This window comes from Streptomyces sp. NRRL S-244 (genome assembly GCF_000717915.1).
In the GTDB taxonomy this organism is placed as follows: domain Bacteria; phylum Actinomycetota; class Actinomycetes; order Streptomycetales; family Streptomycetaceae; genus Streptomyces.
In genome coordinates this window covers 69786-93631 of the sequence record NZ_JOCX01000006.1, presented here as the reverse complement: position 1 = coordinate 93631, position 23846 = coordinate 69786, and the positions used below count along the sequence as shown (strand labels likewise).

The window sequence follows — 23846 nt, the reverse complement described above, 5'->3', positions numbered from 1 at the left end:
GGTGAGCGTGCCCGAGCTCGTACAGACCTTCAGGTTCCGGGTGCGGCTCACCCGCAGCGCCGCGCCCGGACGGACCGCCGCGCCCCCGCCCGACATCCCCCGCCCGCCGTCCGAGGCCGCCGCGCCGGGACCCGCCGCGGTCGGCCCCGGTCCGGCGGGTCCCGGCGCCCCGGACGGGGCCCCCGACCGGCTCGGCGACGGGGGGTTCCAGGAGTGCGCCGGGCTGGCCCTGGAGGCCGACGTACGCGAGTACCTGCAAGGCGGCGCCAACGACGAAGTGGTGCGCCGGGCGGGGCGGGTCAGGCTCCAGCCGATCGTCCTCAAACGCGGCATGCTCATCGCCGCCGACGGCGGGAGCGCCGACACGGGACTGTGGGACTGGCTGCACGGGATGGTCGCCGGCGGCGGCCCCGTACCCCGCTACGACGGCGACGTGGAGGTGCTCGACCCGGCCGGCCGACGGGTGGTCGCGCACTGGACGTTCGTCCGCGGACTGCCGCTGAAGATCACCGGACCGACGCTCAACGCCAGGACGGGGGAGATCGCCGTGGAGGAACTGCACATCGCCCACGAGGGCCTGCGGCTGGAGCGGACCCCGTGACGGCCCTGGTCCACGCCACCCTCCAGCGGCTCACGGTGACCGCCCAGCCGGGGAAGGACCGGCCGCCGCTGGTCAAGGAGGCCGAGGGCAGCAGGCCGCTGGCCGTGCAGTTCAACCCGGCCACGCTGCGGATCAGCCGCAACAACAACGTGGACCGGGGCGGGGCGACCACGAAGAACCAGAAGGTCCAGCATCCCGCCCAGGAGGGCTCGACCCTCACCTTCGACCTGGAGTTCGACACTGCCGAACAGCGCGGCGGCGGACAGTACGTCGACGTACGCCGCTGGACCGCCCTGGTACGGCAGTTCGTCGAACCCCCCGCGAAGACCTCCGACCCGCCGCCCGCCGTCCGCTTCGTCTGGGGCACCCTGCGCTACAACGGCATCGTCACGCAGGTCACCGAGGAGCTCGACCACTTCGCCCCCGACGGGACCCCGCTGCGGGCCAAGGTCGGGGTGACCGTCGTCGAGCAGAACTTCGCCTACCAGGCGCACGACGAGGGCCCCGGCACCCGCGACGCCCGCACCGCCACCGAGGCCGGCGACCAGCGCACCGGAGCCGCGCCCGGTACGGCCGGCACCAGCCGGCCCCGGCAGGTCGTCCAGGCCCGGGACGGGGAGTCCGCCCAGCAGCTGCTGTCCCGGCTCGGGCTGGACCCGGCGGCCTGGCGCGGCGCGATGAGCGGGCTCGACAGTCCGCTGACCCTGGCGGCGGGCGCCGCCGTCCAACTGGGCGCGGAGGTCTCGGCGGGGTTCGCGGCCGCGGCCGGGATCAGCCTCTCGGCGGGCTTCGCGGGGGACGCCGCCCCGACCTCCGTCGGGGGCCTGGCCGCCGCGCTCGGCACCGGCGGCGGCACGGGGGCGGATCCCGCACTCGCCGGATTCGTCCTCGGCGCGGCGGGCGGGATCGCCGCCTCGGCGGACATCGTGGCCGCCGCCGCCGTGGACCGGGCCACCGCACGGGCCCGGCAGGGCTTCGAGGTGCCGACCGCGCCGGCCGGCCCTCCCGTACGGGAGCCGGCCCACCCCGCTGGACCGGCCGGGTACGGCCCGCCGCCGGTGCTCGACCGGCGCTCCCTCGGCTACGGCCGGGGCGTGCCGCTGCGGGCCCGCGCCGACCCGACGACCCTCGCCGAGGTCCGGGCCGGCGGCGCCCGCAGCCTCGCCGACCGGGCCCGGCGCGAGGAGATCCCGCCGCCCGACCCCGCCGCCGCCCCCTGGGAGCGGCTGCCGCCCGCCGCGCCCGGCCGGGCCGCCGCCGACTGCGAGCAACGCGGCCGTGACGCGGGCCGGACCACCCTGAGGTGGACACCGCGAGGAGGCCCGCCATGAGCGTGTACATCGGAGAGCTGCACACCGACGTCGTGCCGGCCGCGGGCGGCGCCGCACCGCCCGCCGCCGGAGCGGACCGGGCCGGCGGGCCGTGGGCGGCCGCCGAACACCACCGCGAAGCCTGCGAACGGGCCGCCTGGCTCGCCGCCCGCGTCGCGGCGGAGGGCTTCGATGACTGAGGCGGCCGTCGCGACCGTATCGCCGGTCTTCGAAGTCGCGGGCTCCCTGGTCAAGGACCTCGCACGGGACTGCGTACGCCTGGAGGTCGCCGAAGGCGTCGAAGGACTGCGCACCCTGCGCGGCCACTTCCTCGCCGTCGGCGCCGGGGCCAAGGGCCCCCAGGACCGGCTGCGGCACCTCGACGGGTCCACGGTCGGCCTCGGCAGCGCCCTCAAGGTGGCCCTCGGCCCGCCCTCCCGCCAGCGGTACGTCTTCGAAGGAGTCGTCTCCGGCCTCGAACTCGTCCTCGGCGACGGCGAACCCCCGCTCGTCCTCGTCCACGCCGAGGACGCGCTGATGCGGCTGCGCATGACCCGCCGGATGCGCACGTACCACGACACCACCGACGCGGGAGTCGCCGAGGAGCTGGCGCGCGAGCACGGGCTCGCCGCCGACGCGGACGTCCCCGGGCCCCGCTACGACGTCCTGCAACAGCTCAACCAGAGCGACCTGGCCTTCCTGCGGGAACGGGCCCGGCTGGTCCAGGCCGAACTGTGGGCGACCGGCCGCACCCTGCACTTCCGCCCCCGGGGCAGCCGCGGCACGACCCCGCAGACCCTCGTCTACGGCGGCGAGCTCATGGCGGTGCGGCTCTGCGCCGACCTCGCCCACCAGCGCGGCGAGGTCGTCGTCACCGGGTACGACGCCGACCGGCGCGAGATCGTCGACGAACGGGCCGGCCCCGAGGTCGTCGAGGCGGAGACGGCCGGCGGCCGCACCGGGGCCGCGGTCCTGGCCCGGACCCTGGGACCCGGCACCAGCCTGCGCGTGCGGGAGGCCGCCCTGACCGCCGAGGAGGCCGGGACCTGGGCGCGCGCCGAAATGCTGCGCCGCGGGCGCCGGTTCGTGACGGTCGCGGGCACCACCAACGGCAGCCCCGACCTCGTCGTCGGCGGACGCCTCGTCCTGCGCTCGGTCGGCGCCCCCTTCGAGGGGGAGGGGTACACCGTCACCCGGATCCGGCACACCTTCGACGCGGACCACGGCTTCCGCACCCGCTTCGACGCCGAACGCCCCAGCCTGAACGAGGTGGTGTGATGTCCCTGCCCGCGCCCGCGGACGGCTCCGCCCCCGGATACTTCGGCGTCTACCCGGCGTTCGTCACCGACATCGTCGACGAGAAGCGGCTCGGCCGGGTCGAGGTCCGCTTCCCCTGGCTCGGCACGGACGGGGACCGCGACGTCCGCGCCTGGGCCACGCTCTGCTCCCCGTACGCCGACGACGAGCAGGGCCTGCTGGTGCTGCCCGAGGTGGGCAGCCAGGTCGTCGTCGCCTTCGAGGCGGGCAACCCGCGGCGTCCGTACGTCCTCGGCGCGGCCTGGAACGGCCGCACCGCCCTGCCGCACGAGCCGGAGGACGCCAACAACCTGCGTGCCCTGCGGTCGAGGGCGGACAGCCGGCTGGAGTTCGACGACACCCGGGGCGCGGCCAAGGTGCGGATCACGATGGCCTCCGGCCACGAGGTGACCCTGGACGACGCCACCCAGCAGGTGACGATCCGGCACAGCGGCGGCTGCGTGGTGCGGCTGACGCCGACCGCCGTCGAGGTCCAGGCGAACGTGTCCGTCGACGTCAAGGCGCCCATGGTGGCGGTGAACGCCCCGCTGTCCACCTTCAGCGGCCTGGTGAAGTGCGGGACGCTGGTCACCGAGCAAGTGGTGATCTCCCCGGCCTACACCCCCGGCGCCGGGAACATCTGGTGACCGCGGCCGCCGCCGCGGGCGGGCACGGCTTCAAGGTGCTGGCCCCCTGGTACGCCTGCGAGCGCGGGCACTTCGACCGCTTCGACCCCTCGGCGCACGCCCCGGCGCTCCAGAAGTACGCCTCCGCCGAGTTCGTACGGGCCCTCGTGGCCGATCCGCGCGACTCGCTGCAATTCGACGCCGAGGAGGACGTGTGGTCCTACCCGGTGCCCGTCGCCCTCGCCGACCGGGGCCCCGGCCGGGCCCGGTTCGCCACCCACCAGCTGGTCCGCACCCGGCTGCGCAAGCTCTACCAGCCCAGCCACGAACGGTTCTACGCGGTCGTCGTCGAGCTCTTCTGCGACCGGCCCGGGCTGCCGCGCCCACAGTCCGCCGAAGGCCTCGAGGTCGGGTTCGTGATGCGCCGGCGCCACGTGGAGATGGACGCCCCGCCCAAGGTGCTGCGCACGCTCTCCCGCAGGCTGACGTCGGAGCTGCTCGCGGCCGGCGGGCGGGCGGGGCCGGACACGGGCCCGTACCTGTCGCAGGCCCGGGACGTGCTGTGGGCCGACCTCGCCCACCGCACGGCCTTCGAGGACGCGCACCGCGGACTCCTCGACCAGGTCGACCTGAAGAAGCAGACCCAGGCCTGGATGGCCGGGGCCGCGGGCGGCCGGTGGCGGGCGCTCGGCGAGCCCCCCGCGCCCGGCCGCCCCGAGGACCGGGAACAGGAGCTGCCGATGTGGCGGCTGCCCGCCCGCTCGGGTGACTGCGCGCACGCGGCGCCCCCGCCGGAGCGGTCGCTGTGGTTCGGGGTGGTGCCGACCGCCTCCGCCGACCACGACGAACAGGGCGCCCCCAAGCTGGACGACCGCTCCGTGTACGAACTGCGCTGCTTCGTACGCCGCGCCCCGCGGCCGGGGCACGAGCACTGCCCCGTACAGACCTCCTGGAGCAAGCCCACCGAGCCCTTCCGGCTCGCGCCGTTCTACGACCCCGAGGGCACCAAGAACCGGAAGATCTCCATCACCATGCCCGACTTCCGGGCGGTGGCCGCCCGGGCCGCCGCGCCGCCCGGCCCCGGCGGGGTCGCGATCACCAGCCCGCCCGGCTCGCAGCTGTCCTTCGACCCGGGCGGCGGCACGCCCGGCGGCGGTTCGGTGGGCGGCACCGTCCCGCGGACCTGCACCTTCGCCCTCGAACTCGTCATGATCGTGGCGTTCTTCGTGTTCAGCATGTTCCTGCCGATCGTGGTCTTCGTCTTCCAGCTGTGGTGGCTGCTCGCCCTGCGCTTCTGCCTGCCGCCCTCGCTGGACGCGGCCGCCGCGCTGAAGGCCTTCTTCGACGGGACCAAGACCCTCGCCGACATGGGGCAGGCCGAGACCGACGCCTTCGACGAGCTCCTCGGGGCCAAGGGCGCGGGCGCCCGCCTCCGGGACGCGAGCGACGCCTTCGCCCAGGAAGACCTCGACGACCTGGTGGACCTGGTCACCCCGCCCGCCACCGCCCCGGCTCCGCCGCCGCCCCGGCCGGAACCCCCTGTGAACGACCCGCTCTGCGAGGGGGGATGAGATGGCGGCTCCGGCCCCCGCGGCCCGGGAACCGGCCCGCGCGCCCGTCCCGGCCCCGGCCGTACGGGCACCAGCGCAGGCCCCCGTACCCGCGCCCCTACGGCCCGCCGCCGGAAAGCTCGCCGACGAGCTGTCCCGTACGGTCCTCGCGCCCGACGTCCCCCGGGAGGAACTCGCGCTCCAGGGCGGAACGGCCCTCGCCGTGCCCGCGCCGGTCGAGGAGTACCTGGACCGCAAGGGGGCCGCGGGCGGGCCCGTACGCGTCCGCCTCGGCCGGCTCGCGGCCGGCACCCTCCACCTCCGCAAGACCGACCAGGGGATCACCACCGGACCCGGAAGCGGCTTCCAGGCGATCCCGCTGCTGCACCCGCTCCTGCTGCCGCTGCGCACCGAGGGCATCGAGCCGGTGCTCGCCCTGCGCGTCCACGGGGGTGTACCGGAGGGGCACGCCTCGGCGCGGGTGAAGGGCGTCCTGCTCGACGAGGGCCGGGGCCTGTTCGACACCTTGCAGGGCTCCGCCCGGGCCCTGGGCTGGCACGGCGTGAGCGGCCTGCGGCTGGCCGGCGTGGAGAACGAACTGCGCGGCCCGACGCTCTTCGTGAGGGCGGCCGGGATGTCCTTCACGCTCGGCGGTTTCCTCAGCGCCTCCGGCAGCCTCGGCCTCGCCGGTGAACTGGTCACCTTCGACGCCGTCGCGAAGGGCACGGTGGCCGGTCTCGGCTCGGTGGAGGTGCCGGTGGTCCGGGGTCCGGACGGGGCGCTGTCCGGCAAGGCGGTCGTGGACGTGGCGCTGCGCGGGTTCACCGGGCAGGTGACGGCAGCGTTCGCGGCCGGGCTCGTCGACGTACGGGGAACCGTGCGCTACGCCAACGACAGGTTCGACGGCCAGGTGACGCTGCTGGCCACCGATGCCGGGACGGCGAAGGCGCTGACGGACAGCCGGCTCTCCGAGCAGGTCACGTCCGCGAAGGCGGTGACGGGTGAGGCGGTGACCGGTGAGGCGGCGGGCCCGGACGCCGCGGAGCCCGGGCCGGGCCCGCGGCCCGGGCCCCGCGTGGTGGCCGGGTGGGGCACGGTCCACGTCCGGCTGGCGGACTGGCTGAGCGGCGAGGCGCTGGTGGTCGTCGACCACCACGGCGAGGTGACGGTGGTCGGCAAGATCCTGCCGAAGATGGACAAGCCGCTCTTCGAGCCGCAGGACCACGTCAAACAGCTCGCGAAGTTCGAGGTCCGCGCGGCCTACGGGGTCCCGCTGGTCGGCAACGTCTTCCTGTTCGCCAACATCGGACTGGAGGCGGTCGCGAAGATCGGTCCGGCGACGCTCGACCGGATGGAGCTGACCGGCACCTGGTCGACCAGGCCCGAGGTGCTCAAGACCTTCGGCCTGACCGGCACCCTCAACATCTCGGCGTACGCCGGCCTGCGGCTCAAGGCCGAGGGCGGCGCGGGCGTCCAGCTCGTGGGCCACGACATCAAGGCGGGCATCGCGCTCATCGCGCTCGCCGGAGTACGCGGGTACGTCGAGGCCACGCCGGTGATCGGCTACCGGGAGGTCGCCGATCCGAAGGCGGGCAAGCACGGGGAGTTCTTCCTGGCCGGGCACATGGAGATCGCGGCCCAGCCGTTCCTCGGGCTCGGCGGGGAGCTCTTCGTCGAACTGGACAGCCCGTGGTGGTCCCCGGCGCCGGACAAGCGCTGGAACTGGCCGCTGGGGCAGCTGGAATACCCGCTGCCGGGGGAGTTCGGCATCGGCGCGGACGTGGAGCACGTGCTGGGCTCGGGGAAGGTCCCCGAGGTCAGGTTCGGCGAAGTGGCGTTCAGCCCGGACAAGTTCCTGACGGACCTGGTGAACGACCGCGTCCCGGCCAAGTCGGCCAAGGACGAACAGAAGAAGGGCGCGTGGCAGGAGCCGGGCGCGGGCGCCGCGGCGCCCCCCGCCGCGAAGTCCCCGGCGCGGGCCGCCCGCCCCCCGGCTGCCGCCCCCGCCTCCTCCCGTGCGCCGGCCCCGTCCCCGGGCAAGCCGGTCGCGCCCGAGGCCGCGCCCCCGTCCCCGGCCGTCCAGCACCGCTGGCTCGCCGGACTGCACGCCCTCGGCACGCTCGCCGAGAAATCCCACCGCGACCCGCAGGACGCGGCCGAACTGCGCGCCGCACTGGCCGGGATCAGGAAGACGTACGGCTTCACGGCGCTGGACGCCGAACTGGTCTCGGGGAAGTGGCAGGTCACGGCCGCCATGAACCCCACGACGAAGAAGATCCCCGCGATCGACGCCGATACCTCGGCCCCTGGGGACACCGGCGGCGTGGTGGGCGTCGACCGCCGCGATCCCAAGGAGCTGCCCGCGTACCACGGCGGCCGGTACAGCGATCTGAAGAACCCGAAGACCGGCCTCAACTACGCCGGTACCGAGATCAACCACATTCCGCCGCAAGGCGTCACCAAGAAGATCAAGAACCTCTCGGTCGGCCGCGGCCCCGCGATCCAGATGGACAAGCAGGACCACCGCGGACGCAAGGACTCCGAGGGCAACTGGACCGACCATCCACGGGTGTTGAGCACCGGCAAGTGGAAGGAGTCCGACGAGCACCGGGCCGGCCAGCTCGGTCTGATGCAGGCCGAGAAGTTCAAGGCCGCCGTCCAGATGGACATCAAGGACATCCGGTCCAAGTTCAACACCAAGTACGACGCCGCCATCAACGAGATGAAGCCGGCCCTGCGGGAGGAGGGCTGGTGGTAGCCGCACGAACTCCCGCGTACCCGGAGGGGAGACGGTGCGGTGACGGTCCCGGCGGAGCATGGACGCCATGGCAGCATCTGACGTCCTGACATCCGCCCCCGGCGGCCGCGGCCCGGCCGCCCCGTCCGCCGGCGAGGCCCGGCTCGGGACCGGGCTGCGGTTCCCGTTCCGGCCCGGAAACGGAACCGGGAGCGGAGACGGAGGCGGCGGTGGGCTCGGGTGGGTCGCCGGGGCCGCCGCGATCCGGCAGTCCATCGAGACCATCCTCGACACCGAGCCCGGCGAGCGGATCATGCGCCCCACCTTCGGCTGCGGACTGCGCCGCCACCTCATGGCCCCCAACACCCCCGCCACCCGCACCGCGATCGCCGCCGAGATCGGCGAGGCGCTCACCGCGTGGGAGCCCCGCATCCGGGTCACCGAGGTCGCCGTGACCCCGGGGGAGGAGCCCACCCTCGTATGGATCGACATCGCCTACGTGCACCTGCTCGACCTGCGCCCGGACAACCTCGTCTACCCCTTCTACCTGCGGTAGGGGCCGGGTGACGACGGTATGCCGCTGATCGGCCCCATCCTCGACGACCGCACCTTCGAACAGCTCCGGGACGAGCTGGTCAAGCGGATCCCGGTCTACGCCCCCGAGTGGACCGACCACAACGCCGCGGACCCCGGCATCGCCCTGCTCGAACTCTTCGCGCACCTCGGCGAGTCCCTGCTCTTCCGCTTCAACCAGATCCCCGACGCCACCAAGGTCGCCTTCCTGCGGCTGCTCGGCGTCCGCCCGCGCCCCGCGCTCACCGCCCGCGCCCTCCTCGTCCTGCAGACCGAACGCCCCGAGGGGGTCCAGGTGCTGCGCGGCGCCGAGGCCAGGGCCGGCGCGGTCTCCTTCGAGACCGACAACGAGGTCGTCGCCTGGCCCCTGGAGACCCTCGCCGTCGGCAAGACGCCCGCCCCCGAGGCCCCCGGCCGCGCCGAGAGCCGGCGCCGCCAGAACGCCGTCGAGGCCCTGCCCAAGGGCGAGCGGGGGCGGGTGGCCTCCGGGGCGCCCGTCGCCTTCTACGTCACCACCGCCGTCCCCGCCGACCCGCTGGACCCCGACCAGCCGCCCCTCGACGTCAGCACCTCCCTCGACCGCTCCCTGTGGATCGCCCTGCTCGCCAAGAACACCACCGACCCCCGCCTGCTGGCCGGCCGGACCCTCTTCGTCGGTGTCGTCCCCGACGAGCAACTCCCGCGCCCCTACGACCTGCGCGCCCGCGACACCCAGGACCCGACCCGGCTGCGGGCGGGCGACCTCGTGAGCGCCCCGCCCGGCTTCCTCTGGGAGCTGTGGAACGGCCCCGCAGCCCCCACCGCCTTCACCTCCCTCGCCGTGCTCGGCGACACCACCCGCGGACTGACCACCGCGGGCGTCGTCTCCGTCGAGCTGCCCGCCGCCTTCCCCGCCCACCCCCGGGGCGCCGCCGGCCCCGGCGGCCTGCACAGCCCGCCCCCGCTCGACGACGAGAAGGCGGCCGCCCGCGTCCTGGGCTGGCTGCGCGTCCGCCGGCCCGCCGACGAGAACGACGCCATCCACCGCATCCGCTGGGTCGGCGTCAACGCCGTCGGCGCCGTCCAGGCCCGCACCGCCGCACCCGAACTCCTCGGCACCGGCACCGCCGACGCCGGCCAGGTCCTGCGCCTCACCCGGCATCCCGTCCTCGCGGGCAGCGTCCGGCTGGAGGTCGAGGAGGCCGACGGCTGGCGGCCCTGGACCGAGGTCGAGGACTTCGCCGCCAGCGGCCCCTTCGACCGGCACTACACCCTCGACGCCGAAGCCGGACTCGTCCGCTTCGGCACCCGCTGCCGGCTGCCCCAGATCGGCGAGCGCATCCGCGTCCTCGCGTACCGGTACGGCGGCGGCTCCGCCGGGAACGTCCCCGCGGGCGCGATCGGCGCGCTCACCGGCGTCGCCGGAGTCAAGGTCGCCAACCCCCTCCCGGCGGCCGGCGGCGCCGACCCCGCCTCCCTCGCCGACGCCCTGGAGGCCCTGCCCGCCGAGGTGCACCGCCGCGACCGGGCCGTCACCTCCGACGACTTCCGCTCCCTCGCCCTCGAAGTCCCCGGCGTGCGCCGCGCCGAGACCCTGCCCCTGCTGCACCCCGACACGCCCACCCAGCCCGCCGCCGGCGTCGTCAGCGTGCTCGTCTTCCCCACCGAGGACCTGCGCGACCCCGGCGCCCCGCTGCCCGACCTCGCCCTGCTGCGCCAGGTGGCCGCGTACCTCGCCCCCCGGCGCCTGGTCACCACCGAGCTGTACGTCATCCCGCCCACCTACGTGGACATCGCCGTCTCCGCGGGCATCCGGACCCGGGACGGCTACCAGCCCGACGCGGTGCGCCGCTGGGTCGAGCTGATCCTGCGCCAGTACCTCGCCCCGCTGCCGCCGTACGGACCCGAGGGCGCGGGCTGGCCGCTGGGCCGGGCCGTGCGCCGCGCCGAACTGGAGGCCGTCGCCGTACAGGTGGAGGGGCTGGAGTACCTGGAGGACGAACTGCTGCTGGCCCGGCGCTCCGGCACGGGATGGACCCCGCTCCCGCTCGTCCCGCTGAACCCGTGGGAGGTGCCCCGGGTCGCCGCGATCACCGTCGTCACCGGCAGCCCGCTGCCCGTCGGCGCGGGATACGGCTCCCCGTCGCCGCCCCCCGGCGACCCCGTCGTCGTACCGCTCCCCCCGGAGGTGTGCTGATGCACGGCGACCGCGCCGTCGGCGTCCTGGCCGACCCGGACCAGTGGGTGCGCTGCCGCCACGAGTCCACCGCCCTCCTCGACGAGGGCGGGGTCTGCCTCGCCTGGGAACCCGAGCCGGAGACGGGGCCCGACCCCGGAACGGCCGTCCACGGACCGGCCGGACTGGCCTTCGACCGCTGGGGCCGCGCCTACCGCTCCCACCCGCGCGCCGGACGCGTGGAGGTCTTCGCGCCCGGCGCCGGCGGCGAGGGCGCGCCCCGCCACCGGCCGGGCACCCTGTGCGTTCCGCGCGGCCTCGCCGTGGACGCCGCCCAGCGGCTGTTCATCGCCGAATCCGGGGCCGGCGCCGTCCACGTCGTCGACCTGTGGGGCGAGCGGCTGCTGCGCCGGGTCCCCGTCCGCAGCGCGGCCCGGCCGCACCGCCGGCCCCTCGACGTCACCGCCCACTGCGGGGCGGTGGCCGTCCTCGTCACCCGGCCCGCCGGGATAGTGCTCCTCCAGGGCCGCCGCGGACCGCTGCGCGGGCCCGTACTGCGCCACCCGGCGGGCAGTGACGGCCTGCGCCCCACCCGGATCGCCGACCACGCCGGGCACCTCCACGTGCTGTGGACCGGCTCGGCCGGCGGGCACGCCGTCGTCGCCCGGGCCGACGGCACCCGGCCCCTCGCCGTACCCGACGCCACCGACCTCGACCTGACCGCCGACGGGGCGCTGGTGGTGGCCCGGGGCCCCGGACAGCCGTTCCGGCGGTTCCGTACGGACGGCACGGCCTGGGCGGAGATCGAGCCCCTGCGCGCCCCCGGCTACGACGGGGGCGCCATGACCGCCGACCCCGACGGCCGCATCGCGTTCACCACCGCCGACGGCCTCGCCCGCACCGCCGGGCCCGCCGCCCGCTACACGCCCGCCGGGAGCGTCATCGGCTACCGCCTCGATGCGGGCGAGTACCGCACCCGCTGGGGCCGGCTGTTCCTCGACGCCTGCGTCCCGCCCGGCACCGAGGTCCGCGTCAGCTTCCTGACCACCGACGAGGACACGGTCCCCGACCCGCTGCCCTGGTCGCCGCCCGTGCGCGGACCGCGCTCCGTGCGCCACCCCGACCAGACCCCGCCGCTGCCCTCCCGCGCCCTCTACGCCGACCGGCTGCCGCCCTCCGCGCCCCTGTTCCGGCGCCCGACCGGCCGCGAGCTGCCCTGGGCGCAGATCGACCCCGAGGACGGGTTCGAGACGTACGAGGCCCCCGTCACGGCCCCTCCCGGCCGCTACCTGTGGATCGTGCTCCGGCTCGCCGGCACCCCGCGCCTGACCCCCCGGGTCCGGGGCCTGCGGGTGGAGCGGCCCGGACACCGGCTGCCCGCCGCGCTCCCCGGGGCCTGGAGCCGGGACGAGGCCGACGCCGCCTTCCTCCAGCGCTTCCTCGCCCCCGCCGAAGGACTGCTGCACGAACTGGACTCCCGCGCCGCCCTGCGCACCCTCCTGCTCGACCCCCGGGCCACCCCGCAGGAGGCCCTCGGCTGGCTGGCCGGGCTGCTCGGCCTGGCCCTGGACCGGCGCTGGCCGCCGGCCGCCCGGCGCGAGCTGATCGCCCAGGCGTACGACCTGTTCCGCATCCGCGGCACCGTCTCCTGCCTCGAACGCATCCTGCGGCTCTACCTCCCGCTGCCCATCAGCGTCGTGGAGCACTGGCGGCTGCGCGGCCTCGGCGGAGCGGTGCTCGGCGCCGGACCCGGCGGGGCCCCCGCACCGGCCGTCGGCGGTGCGGCGGCCACGGCCGGTGCGCTGGGCCGGTTCACCGTGGGCGGCACCCGGCCCGGGGAGGACGGCTACACGGCCGCCGCGCACCGGTTCAGCGTGCTCATTCCCGCCGATCCGAGCCCGGGCCAACTCGACGTGGTCCGCGCCATCGTGGAGGCCCACAAACCGGCCCACACCCTCGTCGACATCTGCCCGCTCGGCGCCGGCATGCGGATCGGCCGCACCCTGCACCTCGGGCTCACCTCCGTCGTCGGTCCGGGCGCGGCCTGGGGCCCCGCCGTCGTCGGCCGGGTCCGGGTCGGCGAGGACGGCATCGTGGGCGTGCCCGCCGCCGGCTCCCGCGTCGGCGAGAGCACCATCACCGGGGCGGTGCGCGTCGGATGAGCGGCCCCACCGTGGTCATCGAGAGGCTGTCGGCGACCCTGCGCCACGATCCCGGCGCGCCGCCGCCCGCGGCGGACCGGCTGCGCGAACCGCTGCGCCGCGCGGTCGCCGGCCCCCTCGAAACGGCCCTGCGCGCCCTGGACCTGCCGCCCGGGCACTGGTGCCTGGCCCGGCTCGACCTGAGCCTCGGCCTCGACCTGGACCGCCCCGATCCCGCGCTCGCCCGCGACTGGTCCGAGGCGGTCGCCGCCGCGATCGAACGGACCGTACGGGAGGGCCGCGCGGGCGCACCGGACGCTCTCGTGCACTACCGGCACGACGTGGAACTGCTCGCCGACGCGGTGGCAGGGCTGGCCGCCGGGCGGAGTGAACGGCTGTGGGCCTGGCGGCAGACCGGGATCCTGCGCCCCGGCGACCCGGCCCCGCAGGCATCGCCCGGCCCGGCGCTGCTGGCCGCCCTGGAACGCCACCCCGAGCAGGCCGCGGCCGCCGTGCTCCGCGGCGCCGAGCAGTGCGGGCTCGCCGCGCTGGACCGGGCCTGGGGGCGGGACGGCTGGCGGCGCCTGGCCGCCCTCCTGGCCGGTACGGACCGCCCCGCGCCGGAGCAGCTCCCCGCCGCGGCGCCGCCCGGCCCCGAAACGCGGGCGCTCGCCCGGACCCTGCTCGCCGGATCGAGGCTGGCCCGGCTGGCCCGCGCCTCCCGGCTGCGCCCCGCCGAACCGGTGCTGGCCGCCTGGGCCGTGCTCGTCCTCGCGGAAACCGATCCGGCCGCGCTGGAGCGGCCCGCCGCCCGGCCCGGGCTGCGCGGGCTGCTGGCGCAGGGGCTGCGGGCCCTGAGCGGGGGTCCCGAGCGTCCGGAGCCCGGACCGGCACCGAAGTTGCGGGAGTTGCCGGACCGCGGAGACGGCGGAGACGGCTGGGACGCCGGGGATGCCGGGTACGCCGCGCCCGCCGGGCCGGCACCGGCCGCCGACGGCGCCGAAGCCCCGCCCGGTCGGGACGCGCCGCCACAGGGGCCTCCCGCCGCCGACCCGCCCCGCGGCGGTGCGGGCGGCTCCGGACCGGGCCCGGGCGGCCCCGCGGTCGGCGACACCGCCGCGCCGGACCCCGTACGGCCCGTACCTCCGGAGCCCACTCCCGACCAGGCGGACGGCGCCGCCACCGGCTGGGCCGGGCTGCTGTTCCTGCTCGCCACGGCTCCCGAAGCCGGGCTCCCGGAACGTGCCTTCGACGAACCCGCCCTGGCCGCCCGGCCGTTGCCCTGGGTGCTGCACGCCGCCGCCCGCGCCCTCGCCCCCGGCATCGCGCCCGGGGACCCGGCCGCCCTCGCCCTCGCCGGCCTCGCCCCCGACCGCGCCGCCGCTCTCCTGCGCGCCCCGGCCGCGGCCCCGCGCGAGCAGGACGCCGTGGACGCGCTCGCCGCCGACTGGGCGCGGGCCACCGCAGCCCGCCTCGGCGACGAGCGGTACGCGCAGGACCCGTTCGGCGCCGTCCGCGCGGTCGCCCACCGTCCCGGGCGCATCACGGCCGAGAGCGGCTGGATCGAGGCCGTCCTCGCCGTCGCCGACACCGACCTCGCGGTCCGCCGCGCCGGACTGGACCTCGACCCGGGCTGGCTGGGCTGGCTCGGCGCGGTCGTGAGGTACCGCTATGTCTGAGCGCATCAGCCGGGACCTCTCCGGCCGGGCCGCCGAAGTCGCCCTGCGGGTGGCCGAGTTGCTGGAGACCCTGTGCAGCGAGGAGGCGGGCGGCGAGTCCGTGGCGTTCCTGCGCGACTGGGCCGCGAGCGCCGCGCACCGGGCCGCCGCCGCGCCCGGCGCGCGCCCCGCGGCCGACACCCCGCTCGACCGGCTCGTGCACCGGTTCGGGCTCCGCCCCCTGGAGACCGAGCTCGTCCTGTTCGCCGGGCTCCCCGAGGAACACGAGGGCCTGGCCCGGACGTTCCGCACCATGAACCCCGGCGGGGCCCCGCACCCCAGCGTGGGCCTGGCCGGCCTCCTGACCGACTGCGCGGCCCGTACGGCGGCCCCGGGCGGCGTACGGGGGCGGGCGGCCGACCGCGTCGCCCTGCGCCGGCTGCTCCACGAGGGCCCGGCCGTACGGGCGGGCGTACTCGCCCTCACCGGCGAAGGCCCCTTCCACGAACGGTCCCTGACCCTCGCCGACGGGCTGTGGGAGGCCCTCCACGGCCACCCCGCCCGGCCCGCCGTCCTGGAGGAGGCCGACCCCGGGCCGCCGGTCGCCGGACTCGACGGCTGGCTCGAACTCCCCGAGAGCGTCCGGGCCGTCGCCGCCCTGCGCTCCCGCGAACCCCGCATCCTGCTGGTCGGCGCCCGGGACGAGACCGTGGGCCTCAGCCGCTGCGCCGCCCTCGCCCACGCCGCCGGACTCGGCCTGTTCGCCGCCCGGACCCGCCCCGAAGACCCCCGCGCCATGGGACTGCTGGGGCTGCACGCCGCCGTACGGGACGCCGTGCCGCTGCTGGTGGTGCCGGCTTCGGCGGGCGGGGCGGCGGGCCCCGTCACCCCCGCCGTCGCCCGGATCCCCGGCCCGCTGCTGGTCTGCGCGGCGCCGGGCACCGTACGCCCCGGGCCGCAGCGGCCCGTACTCACCGTGCCGGTCGGGCCGATCGGCACGGCGGACCGGCGCGCCGCCTGGCGGGCGGCGCTGCCCGAAGCGCCCGAGCACGCCCCCGAACTGGCCGCGCGCCACCCGCTCGACCCCGCGCTCACCGCCCAGGTGGCCCTCGACGTGCACAGCCGCGCCGCACTGGCCCCGGGCGCCGGGGAGGACGGCGGCGGCCCGGACGTCTCCGGCGCCATCCGCGCCCGCGCCGGAGCGCTGCTGCCCCCGGGCGTCGACCTGGTCAGCCCGCAGGCCCGCTGGCCGCGGCTGGTCCTCGGCGGGGAGGCGGACGGCCAGCTGCGGGACGCCGTGGCCCGGCTGCGCCACCAGGCGCTGGTCCTGGACGACTGGCGGCTGCGCGAGGCCGCCCGGGCCGCACGCGGTGTACGGCTGCTGCTCACCGGACCGCCCGGCACCGGGAAATCCCTGGCCGCCGAGGTACTGGCGACCGAGGCGGGCCGGGACCTGCTGGTCGTCGACGGCTCCGAGCTGGTGTCGAAGTACATCGGCGAGACGGAGAAGAACCTCGCCGCCTGCTTCGAAGTGGCCGAGCGCACACAGGCGGTGTTCCTCCTCGACGAGGCCGACGCCCTGTTCGCCACCCGTACGGAGGTCTCCGAGGCCAACGACCGGTTCGCGAACATGGAGACGGCCTATCTGCTCCAGCGCCTCGACCGGTTCGACGGGCTCGCCGTGCTGACGACCAACCTGCGGCAGAACATCGACGCCGCCTTCATCCGCCGCATGGACTTCGTCGTGGAGTTCCCGCTCCCCGACGAGGCCGGCCGGTACCGCATGTGGGAACTGCACCTGCCGCGCGCCCTGCTGCACGCCGACGTGGACCTGGCCGGGCTCGCGCAGCACTACCCGGTGCCGGGCGGCTGGATCCGCAACGCGGCGATCGGCGCGGCCTTCCGGGCCGCGGACGACGGGGGAGCGGTCCGCCAGGGCCACCTCGTCGACGCGATGCGGCGCGAATACGGCAAGGCGGGCCGCCCGTTCCCCGGGGAGCCGGCCGGGCCGGGCGGCGCGGGTGCGGACCGGCGGGCGGCGCGGGCCCTGGACTCGGCGTACGACTCCTCGGCGTACGACTTCCCCGCCCCGGTCATCGACCGGCGTACCCAGAAGGAGAGCTCATGACCGCGCTCGGCTCCGGCGGCACCCCGTGCGGCTGCGGCTGCGGGTCCGCCCCGGACCTGCCCACCGACCCCTCCTACGGAGGCGGGCCGTGCGGGCCCGGCCCCTGCGGCGGGGACGAGCTGCCCGTGAACCCCTTCCTCGCGCTGCGCGTGGCCTTCGGGATGCTGCTCGGCGAGGACGACTTCCGTGTCCTGATGGGCAATCCGCGCGGCAAGCTCATGCTGCACAACGCCTGGCTGCACGGCTCCGGGGTGCTCTGGGGGCTCGGGGTCGCCCGGGACGGCGACGAGCTCAGGGTGGATCCGGGGCTGGCCGTCGACGGGCTCGGCCGCGAGCTCACCCTCGAAGCGGCCTGGTGCGTCTCCCTGACCGCGTGGGCGAGGGAGTGGATCGAGGCGCACCCGCCGCAGGACGGGCCTGCGCCGCAGGACGGGTCTGCGCCCCAGGAGGGAGGGGCGGACGCCGAGCCCGGGGCACCCCGGCGGCGCACCGCCGAGGCCTGGGTCCTCGCGGAGTTCGCGTCCTGCCCCGACCGGCCCGTGCCCGCCCTGGCCGACCCGTGCGACGTGACGCGCCGGCACGACGACTTCTCCCGGATCGTCGAGACCGCGCGGATCACCCTCCGCTCCACCGCCCCCGCGCCCTGGCGCCCGTACCACCGCGTACGGGTCCTCCTCGGGCTCGACGAGGCCGCCCCGGGGGACACAGCCGGGCAGGAGGCGTTGCGGGAGGCCGCCGAAGTGGCCCGGGTCCCCGCGCACCGGCGGGCGCCGGCGCTGCTCGCCGCGTTCCGCCGGCTGGCCGCCGCGGACGCCACCGCGCTCGCGCCCGAGCGCGCGGAGGGCGACATGTGCCCGCCGTGGGCGCCGGTCACGGAGGACCACGCCCCCGTCGTGCTGGCCCGGCTCACGGTCGAAATCAGCGAGTACGACGGGTGCGTACGGATCGAAGAGGTGCGCGCCGACCCGTCCGTCCGGACGGCGGTGCTGCCCACCACCACCGTCCAGGAGCTGGTGTGCGGGCTGGCGCCCGGGATCATCGGCGCCGCCGCCGAGGCGGACGCCGGAGGCCCGCGCCTGATCCGCGGCTCCCTCGCCTGGAGCCGCGAACACACCGTCCTGAGCTTCGAGGTCACCGCCCCGCTCGCGCCGGGCTCCGCCGAACCGGAGGGCATCGAGATCACCTCGCTCTCCGACTCCGGCCGGGGCTGGGCCACCGACGAGGTCGCCGGGATCCGGGTGTCGGCCGACGGGCTGCGGGTGAAGGTGGACCTGGACCAGCGGCCCGCGTACGAGACGGTCCGCGTCCGCGTCCGGGGCACGGGGCCCAAGCCCCTGTACGGCGAGCACCCGCGCGCGCCCTTCGCTGGGCCCGAGGGCGGCCCGCCGGGCACCGCCGACGAGGGGAACGACGCCGTCGTCACCGTCCATCTGCCGCGCCAGGCGGCCCCCGGGAGGACCGAGGAATGACGATCAGCGAAGCCGCCCCCGGAGCCGCGAGCCCGGCCCCGCCCCCCACCCCGCCCGCCACCCCCTCCGCGACCGCCGACGGCGGGATCGACCGGCTGAACGCCTTCGACGGGCTGTTCCTGCGCGCCGAACACCTGGCCCGCATCCAGGACTACGCCCGCGAACTCGCCCTGGCCGTGGGCGCGGCGGGCGGCCCCGGCGTGGTCGAGGGCTACGAGGTCAGCGTGAAGGACGGCACCCTCCGGGTCGGCGGCGGGCTCGCCGTCTCCCCGGAGGGCCGCCCGCTGCGCTCGCAGCGCCTCGTCACGCTCCCGCTCACCGGCCTCACGCCCGGGCTCGACGGGTTCTGGTGGGTCGAAGTGGCCCCCGACTCCCGGCCGTACGGCGAAGCCCCGGTGCAGGGCAGCTACTGCGACGACCCCTGCGCCGGTACGGGCACCACCCGGCACCCGTACCTCGCCGAAGGGGTGCGGATCCAGCTGGCCGAGGGCACCGAGCGGGGGCTCGACAACCAACTCCCGGCCTCCCGGCGCAACTTCCTCACCTCGAAGATCTTCGGCGCCGAGCGCACCGAGCACTCCCCGTGGCCGTACGGGAGCGGCCGCGCGCACCTGCCGCAGTCCTGGACCCCGCCGGCCGCGAGCCCGGGCCGGGCCGGGACCGTCCGGATCGCGGTGCTCCTGCGCGACCCGGGCAGGCCCGACGGGTGGGAGGTCGACACGTGGGCGGCCCGCCGCGACCGGGCCGCGGCCCCGCCGCAGCGGTACTGGCAGTCACGGCTCGGCATGCGGCCCTGGGACGCGTACACGGCCCAGATCCTCCAGTTCCAGGACCAGTTGGCGCAGGTGCTGGGCGCCGCACCGCCGCCCGCCGCCGATCTGGGGCCGCTGCTGGAGCAGTTGGCCCTCATCGGCGAGGAGCAGTTCCTCAAGAGCCACACCAAGGACCAGCTGGGCCGGGAGGTGGCCCGGCTCATCACGGGCATCGGCGAGGGCGCCCTGATCCGGCCGGTGCAGGCCGGACCGGGCCCGTACGGCCTGCAAGAGCTGGGCATCTCGGAACTCCCGCCCGCCGGGTACCTGCCGTTCACCCCCGAGCCGGAGCCGGAGCCCGAGCCGGGGCCCGAGCCCGGGCAGAGCGCCGCCCCCGCCGGGATCCGGGAGCTCCTGGGCCGGCAGGTGGACCTGAGGTACTGCTCCTGCGCGCTCGCCGATGTGGCCCGGGCGGTGCAGGAGGCGCAGCACCGGGACCGCATCCGGCTCGACGAGCCCGTCGAGGTGGACATCCTGCTGCCCGTCGACGACCGGGGGGCGCCGGTCGGGGACTGGGTCGCGTTCGTGAGGAGGGAGCAGCGCCACTGCTACAACCCCGGATGACTGCTGCGACCCCAACCCCGGATGACTGTCACGATCCCGCATGAAATCATAGCACTCGGTGACTGATCGGTGACGGTGCGCGCATAGCATATGCGGTCGGACTTCTATGCAGGAGGACCGCCTATGAACCAGCAGTTCCTCACGTCACCGGTCCGCGTCCCCGGGCAGGGGGAGCCACCGGCCCTCCACCTCTTGGGCGGCCCGCGCGTCATCCATCAGGGGAGATGGCTCGACGTGCCCGAAGGGGGCAAGCGGCTCCTGGCGTTCGTCGCGCTCAACGGCGGCCGGGTCGAGCGCCGGCACGCCGCGGGGACGCTGTGGCCGTCCGGCGACGACCTGCGGGCGGCGGGGAACCTGCGGTCCGCGCTCTGGCGGCTCAAGGCCGCCGGCATCGACCTGCTCGACTCCGACAAGTGCTCGCTCGCGATGCGCGAGCACACGGTGGTGGACCTGTACGTCCTGTACGGCTGGGCCGGGCGGCTCATCGGCGGCACCGCCACCGCCCAGGACCTGTCGGCGCTGAAATGGCGCACCGACGCGCTCGACCTGCTGCCCGGCTGGTACGACGACTGGGTGCTGCTGGAGCGCGAACGGGTCCGCCAGCGGCTGCTGCACGCGCTGGAGGCGCTGAGCCGCGAACTGGCCCGGGTCGGCCGGCACGCCGAGGCGGTGGAGTCCGCCCTGCTCGCGGTCAGCGCCGAACCGCTGCGCGAGAGCGCCCAGCGGGCCCTGATCGAGGCCCACTTGGCGGAGGGCAACCTGATCGAGGCCATGCGCGCGTACGACACGTACCGCGACCTCGTCAAACGCGAACTCGGGGTGGAACCGGGATGCGAACTCTCCGGGCTGATACGGAACTTCTGCCGCTCCGCGACCCGCTCCCGGGAGGTGGTGGCCGCCCGGGTGCGCCGCGCCTGATCCGGGGTCAAGCTGGTGGCATGAGCGACGACCGGCCGGGTCGGCGCAGTACCGAACTGCGCCTGGCCCTCGCGATGCGCGGCGGGGTCAGCCTCGCCGTATGGATGGGCGGGGCCTGTTGCGAGACGGCGGCGCTCCGCGTGGCGGCCCAGGAGCCCGTCCAGGATGCCCGGGAGCCCGCCCCGGACGCCGGCCTCTACCCGGGGCTGCTGAACGTGTGCGGATACGAGGACGTCGACATCGACGTCCTCGTCGGGACCAGCGCCGGGGGGCTCAACGGCGTACTGCTGGCCTGCCACCTCGTCTACGGGATGCCCTTCGGGCCGGGCGTAAGGGACGTGTGGCTGCGCCTGGGCGACCTCGAAGGACTGCTGCGCCGCTCGACCCCCTTCCACGTACCCGCCTCGCTGATGCGCGGGGACGAGGTCTTCTACACGGAGCTGCGCGGCGCGCTGGGCCGGCTCATCAACGAGGCCCCGCCCAAGTGGAAGCGCCCCGCCTCGCTTCGGCTGATCCTGACGGCCACCCGGCTGCGCCCGCGCCGGGACCGGGTGCGGCCCAACCTCGGCCGGCCGCTGCCGGTCGGCCGCTCGAACGCGTACTTCCGCTTCCGCCACCGCACCTCGCTGACGGACTTCCCCGTCGACGTCACCGGCGTGGCCCGGGAGGGGGCGCTGAACCGGCTGGCCTACGCGGCCCGTACCTCGTCCTCGTTCCCGGGAGCCTTCGAACCGGCCCGGGTGTACGTCGGGAACGGCGCGCAGCCGGTCGCGGACCCGCCCCGGGTGGACATGCGCGGGGTCAGCAGCGAGAGCGGCTACCCCGACGAGAACCTGAACGGCTGCGCCGAACTCATGGACGGCGGACTGCTGGACAACATCCCCGTCGCCTGGGCCGTACGGGCCGTCGCCGGGGCCCCGGTGGCCGGCAAGGCGGACCGGTGGCTGCTGTTCCTCCAGCCCGTGCCGCCGTTCCCGCCGCCTTCCGAGCCGGGGACCAGCCGGCGCGTCACGCGGCTGGTGCGGATGGCCGCGAAGTCCCTCGCGGTGAAGACCGGCTCCGAGTCCCTGCGCGACGACGCCCTCGAACTGCGCGCCGCCGAGGCCGCGGCCCAGCAGAAGCGGGCCGCCACCGGGGTGCTGCCCCCGACCCTCGGGGAGCTCCGGGACGCGGCGACCGTCCGGCAGGACGCGTACGCCGACCGGGTCGGCGCTGCGGAGGCGCTGCGGCTCATCCGGCTGCTGGAGGACCCGGCGGACGTGACCGGCCCGGACGCGCTGCCGCTGCCCGCGGGCCCGGGGCCGCTGGAGGTGCTGGACGAGAACGCGGGGGACGGTTCGACCGCGCTCTTCGCCCGCCTGCGCACAGCGTCGTGCGACCTGGCGGTGGGGCCCGGCATGCTGCCCGGGCCGGGGTACTCGCCGCTGGCCCTGGCACGCACCCTGCGGCTGCTCATGGACTGGCTGGACGCGTACGAGTCCCGCCCCGGGCCGGTGGACGCGGAGGCGGAGCCGGCGGAGGCGCGGCTGGTGGAGGGGTACCGGAGGCGGCTGTTCGCATGCCGTTCCGCCATCGCCACGCTGACCGCCGCCCGGGACCGGCTGCTGCTCGACCGCTACCGGGCCGCCCTCTCCTCGGGGCTGCTCCCCACCGATGCCACGGCCCCGTTCCACGAGGCGACCCGGCTGCTGGGCGCCCTCATGCCGCCGGAGCTGCCGTCCGAGGCCGCCCCCGAGCGGTGGGAGACCTGGGCGGCGAACCTCGCGACGGCGGTCACCGGCGGATCCCTGCCACCGGCCCCCGCGCCCGCCCCCGCCCCCGGTCCGGACCCCGGTCCGCCGGCCGTACCGGAGGGCTTCGGGCAGCTGTGGTCGCGGGTGGCGGACCTGGGCCGGGAGATCGGCGTGGACCTGGTCCCCGACGTCACCGGCTACGAGGCGCTCCACGCGGCCGCGCGCGGCGCCGGTCCGATGACCTCTGCGCTCGCGTACGCCGAGGTACTGCTCGGCCCGCTGCGCCCGGACCCGCTGGCCGAGGCCCCCGACATCGACTTCCACACCGTCTCGGCGGCGAACACCAGCTGGGCGACCCGCAGGACGCTGCCGGAAGCGGTCCAGAACTCCCCGAAGGACATGGTCAGGGCCAAGCTCAGCGGCAACCAGCTCAACAACTTCGCCGCGTTCCTCAGCGCCCGCTGGCGGATGAGCGACTGGACCTGGGGCCGCCTCGACGGGGCCGCCTCACTCGTATCGGTCGTCGCCACCGACGAGCGCCTCGAGGACGCGTTCGGCACCACCAGCGACCTCACGGCGCTCGGCGAGGACGTCGCCGCGGCGACGGGACTCGGCCCGGCCTTCATGGAGCTCTGGGCTCGGGACGTCGCCGCCAACTCGGGCATGGGCCGCTGGGACCGGGTACGGGACGTGCTCACGGCCGTACGCCAGCACGAGATCCTCCGCGAGGAGCTGCCGTTCCTCGCCGAACTGAACCGCAAGGGCTTCCGGGGCGGCAACAAGCCCCCGGACCCCCCGCTGAATCCGCCCGCCCTGGCCTCACCGGCCGAGTTCGACGCCGCGCTGGACTCCTTCGGCAGGATCGGCAAGGAGGAGGTCGGAGAGCTCGTCCGGGCCCGGGATCCGCGCCGCGCGGTCCTGCGGACCGGGCTCCTCGCCTGGCCGGCGCTCCAGCCCTCCGGCAAGCTCGGAGCCCGCCTGGTGCAGGGCCTGCTCGGCGCGCTGAAGCCCCTGGTCTACGTCCCACCCCTGGTCGGGGTGGTGGCCCCGGTGTGGGCCCTGCTCGCGGCCGTGCTGATGTGGACGGGCATCGCCTTCTCCACCGGCCACTGGTCCTCGCTGCTCGCCGGCATCCCGGTCTGCCTGTACGCCATGGTCGCCCTGGCGGCGCTGGTCCGGCAGTGGATCCGGCCGGCCTGGCTGCGCGTCCCCGTCCTCCTGCTCGCGCTGGCCGGACCGCCGGTCGCCCTGTGGCAGCTGCGCGATACGCCGTTCCCCAAGGTCGACAACGGCTTGCGCACCCTGATCGTCGGGGCCTGCTTCGCCCTCGCCGCCGCGGCCGTGCTGTACGTCGGCACCGACCGGTGGTGGTGGCTGCCGTGGGCCGCCGCGGCCGCGGGAGTGATCGCCGCCCTGATCCAGATCGGCCAGTTCGGAGGAAGCGGACCCGACGGCTGGTGGGCCGCCCTCACCCTCTACGCCGTCCTGTTCTGGATCACCTTCGTCCTGCCCTGGCTCTACCCGAAGCCGCGGACCGGACCGACCTGACGCAGCGCCCCGTGCCGATGGCTCGGA

16 protein-coding genes are annotated in these 23846 nt (G+C 76.3%); all 16 read left to right on the top strand.

Annotated elements, in window-relative coordinates:
- The first annotated feature begins 7 nt into the window (after window positions 1-7).
- Window positions 8-601 carry a phage tail protein gene (locus IF02_RS0109265; RefSeq protein WP_199809197.1) on the top strand — a complete coding sequence of 198 codons (594 nt, stop codon included), beginning with the start codon at window positions 8-10 and terminating at the stop codon, window positions 599-601.
- Window positions 598-1932: a hypothetical protein gene (locus IF02_RS0109260; protein ID WP_030155185.1), complete on the top strand. Its 1335-nt coding sequence runs from the start codon at window positions 598-600 to the stop codon at window positions 1930-1932. The genes IF02_RS0109265 and IF02_RS0109260 overlap by 4 nt, the downstream gene beginning before the upstream one ends.
- Complete coding sequence (locus IF02_RS0109255) at window positions 1929-2111, top strand: hypothetical protein (RefSeq protein WP_030155182.1); 183 nt, start codon at window positions 1929-1931, stop codon at window positions 2109-2111. Before IF02_RS0109260 ends, IF02_RS0109255 begins: the two co-directional genes overlap by 4 nt.
- Entirely contained in the window at window positions 2104-3189 is a 1086-nt protein-coding gene (locus tag IF02_RS0109250; protein WP_030155179.1) for a phage late control D family protein, read from the top strand. The genes IF02_RS0109255 and IF02_RS0109250 overlap by 8 nt, the downstream gene beginning before the upstream one ends.
- Window positions 3189-3854 carry a phage baseplate assembly protein V gene (locus IF02_RS0109245; protein WP_030155177.1) on the top strand — a complete coding sequence of 222 codons (666 nt, stop codon included), beginning with the start codon at window positions 3189-3191 and terminating at the stop codon, window positions 3852-3854. The genes IF02_RS0109250 and IF02_RS0109245 overlap by 1 nt, the downstream gene beginning before the upstream one ends.
- Complete coding sequence (locus IF02_RS32290) at window positions 3851-5404, top strand: hypothetical protein (protein WP_037835880.1); 1554 nt, start codon at window positions 3851-3853, stop codon at window positions 5402-5404. Before IF02_RS0109245 ends, IF02_RS32290 begins: the two co-directional genes overlap by 4 nt.
- A 1-nt stretch (window position 5405) precedes the next feature.
- Window positions 5406-8141 carry a hypothetical protein gene (locus tag IF02_RS33050; protein ID WP_030155175.1) on the top strand — a complete coding sequence of 912 codons (2736 nt, stop codon included), beginning with the start codon at window positions 5406-5408 and terminating at the stop codon, window positions 8139-8141.
- A gap of 67 nt (window positions 8142-8208) precedes the next feature.
- Entirely contained in the window at window positions 8209-8676 is a 468-nt protein-coding gene (locus IF02_RS32280) for a GPW/gp25 family protein (RefSeq protein ID WP_078621987.1), read from the top strand.
- Between the two features lie 18 nt (window positions 8677-8694).
- Window positions 8695-10869: a putative baseplate assembly protein gene (locus IF02_RS32275; protein WP_037835879.1), complete on the top strand. Its 2175-nt coding sequence runs from the start codon at window positions 8695-8697 to the stop codon at window positions 10867-10869.
- Window positions 10869-13010, top strand: a complete 2142-nt coding sequence (locus IF02_RS0109220; RefSeq protein WP_030155171.1) for a phage tail protein — start codon at window positions 10869-10871, stop codon at window positions 13008-13010. The genes IF02_RS32275 and IF02_RS0109220 overlap by 1 nt, the downstream gene beginning before the upstream one ends.
- Complete coding sequence (locus tag IF02_RS32270) at window positions 13007-14668, top strand: hypothetical protein (protein ID WP_158708472.1); 1662 nt, start codon at window positions 13007-13009, stop codon at window positions 14666-14668. The genes IF02_RS0109220 and IF02_RS32270 overlap by 4 nt, the downstream gene beginning before the upstream one ends.
- Window positions 14661-16775, top strand: a complete 2115-nt coding sequence (locus IF02_RS33045; RefSeq protein WP_051696038.1) for an ATP-binding protein — start codon at window positions 14661-14663, stop codon at window positions 16773-16775. The genes IF02_RS32270 and IF02_RS33045 overlap by 8 nt, the downstream gene beginning before the upstream one ends.
- A complete protein-coding gene (locus IF02_RS34275; RefSeq protein WP_030155167.1) occupies window positions 16772-18244 on the top strand; it encodes a hypothetical protein in 1473 nt (490 codons plus the stop codon). Before IF02_RS33045 ends, IF02_RS34275 begins: the two co-directional genes overlap by 4 nt.
- Entirely contained in the window at window positions 18241-19620 is a 1380-nt protein-coding gene (locus tag IF02_RS34730) for a hypothetical protein (protein ID WP_030155164.1), read from the top strand. The genes IF02_RS34275 and IF02_RS34730 overlap by 4 nt, the downstream gene beginning before the upstream one ends.
- Window positions 19621-19743: 123 nt before the next feature.
- The gene (locus IF02_RS0109195; protein WP_051696036.1) at window positions 19744-20538 is read left to right on the top strand and encodes an AfsR/SARP family transcriptional regulator; all 795 of its coding nucleotides are present in this window, start codon (window positions 19744-19746) and stop codon (window positions 20536-20538) included.
- 20 nt (window positions 20539-20558) lie between these two features.
- Entirely contained in the window at window positions 20559-23819 is a 3261-nt protein-coding gene (locus IF02_RS0109190) for a DUF3376 domain-containing protein (protein ID WP_030155160.1), read from the top strand.
- The last annotated feature ends 27 nt before the right edge of the window (window positions 23820-23846 follow it).

Excerpts from the sequence above, each read along its gene's own strand:
- IF02_RS0109255 (WP_030155182.1), top strand. The coding sequence starts at position 1,929 with ATGAGCGTGTACATCGGAGAGCTGCACACCGACGTCGTGCCGGCCGCG.
- IF02_RS0109250 (WP_030155179.1), top strand. The coding sequence starts at position 2,104 with ATGACTGAGGCGGCCGTCGCGACCGTATCGCCGGTCTTCGAAGTCGCG.
- IF02_RS0109245 (WP_030155177.1), top strand. The coding sequence starts at position 3,189 with ATGTCCCTGCCCGCGCCCGCGGACGGCTCCGCCCCCGGATACTTCGGC.
- IF02_RS33050 (WP_030155175.1), top strand. The coding sequence starts at position 5,406 with ATGGCGGCTCCGGCCCCCGCGGCCCGGGAACCGGCCCGCGCGCCCGTC.
- IF02_RS32280 (WP_078621987.1), top strand. The coding sequence starts at position 8,209 with ATGGCAGCATCTGACGTCCTGACATCCGCCCCCGGCGGCCGCGGCCCG.
- IF02_RS32275 (WP_037835879.1), top strand. The coding sequence starts at position 8,695 with ATGCCGCTGATCGGCCCCATCCTCGACGACCGCACCTTCGAACAGCTC.
- IF02_RS0109220 (WP_030155171.1), top strand. The coding sequence starts at position 10,869 with ATGCACGGCGACCGCGCCGTCGGCGTCCTGGCCGACCCGGACCAGTGG.
- IF02_RS32270 (WP_158708472.1), top strand. The coding sequence starts at position 13,007 with ATGAGCGGCCCCACCGTGGTCATCGAGAGGCTGTCGGCGACCCTGCGC.
- IF02_RS33045 (WP_051696038.1), top strand. The coding sequence starts at position 14,661 with ATGTCTGAGCGCATCAGCCGGGACCTCTCCGGCCGGGCCGCCGAAGTC.
- IF02_RS34275 (WP_030155167.1), top strand. The coding sequence starts at position 16,772 with ATGACCGCGCTCGGCTCCGGCGGCACCCCGTGCGGCTGCGGCTGCGGG.
- IF02_RS34730 (WP_030155164.1), top strand. The coding sequence starts at position 18,241 with ATGACGATCAGCGAAGCCGCCCCCGGAGCCGCGAGCCCGGCCCCGCCC.
- IF02_RS0109195 (WP_051696036.1), top strand. The coding sequence starts at position 19,744 with ATGAACCAGCAGTTCCTCACGTCACCGGTCCGCGTCCCCGGGCAGGGG.
- IF02_RS0109190 (WP_030155160.1), top strand. The coding sequence starts at position 20,559 with ATGAGCGACGACCGGCCGGGTCGGCGCAGTACCGAACTGCGCCTGGCC.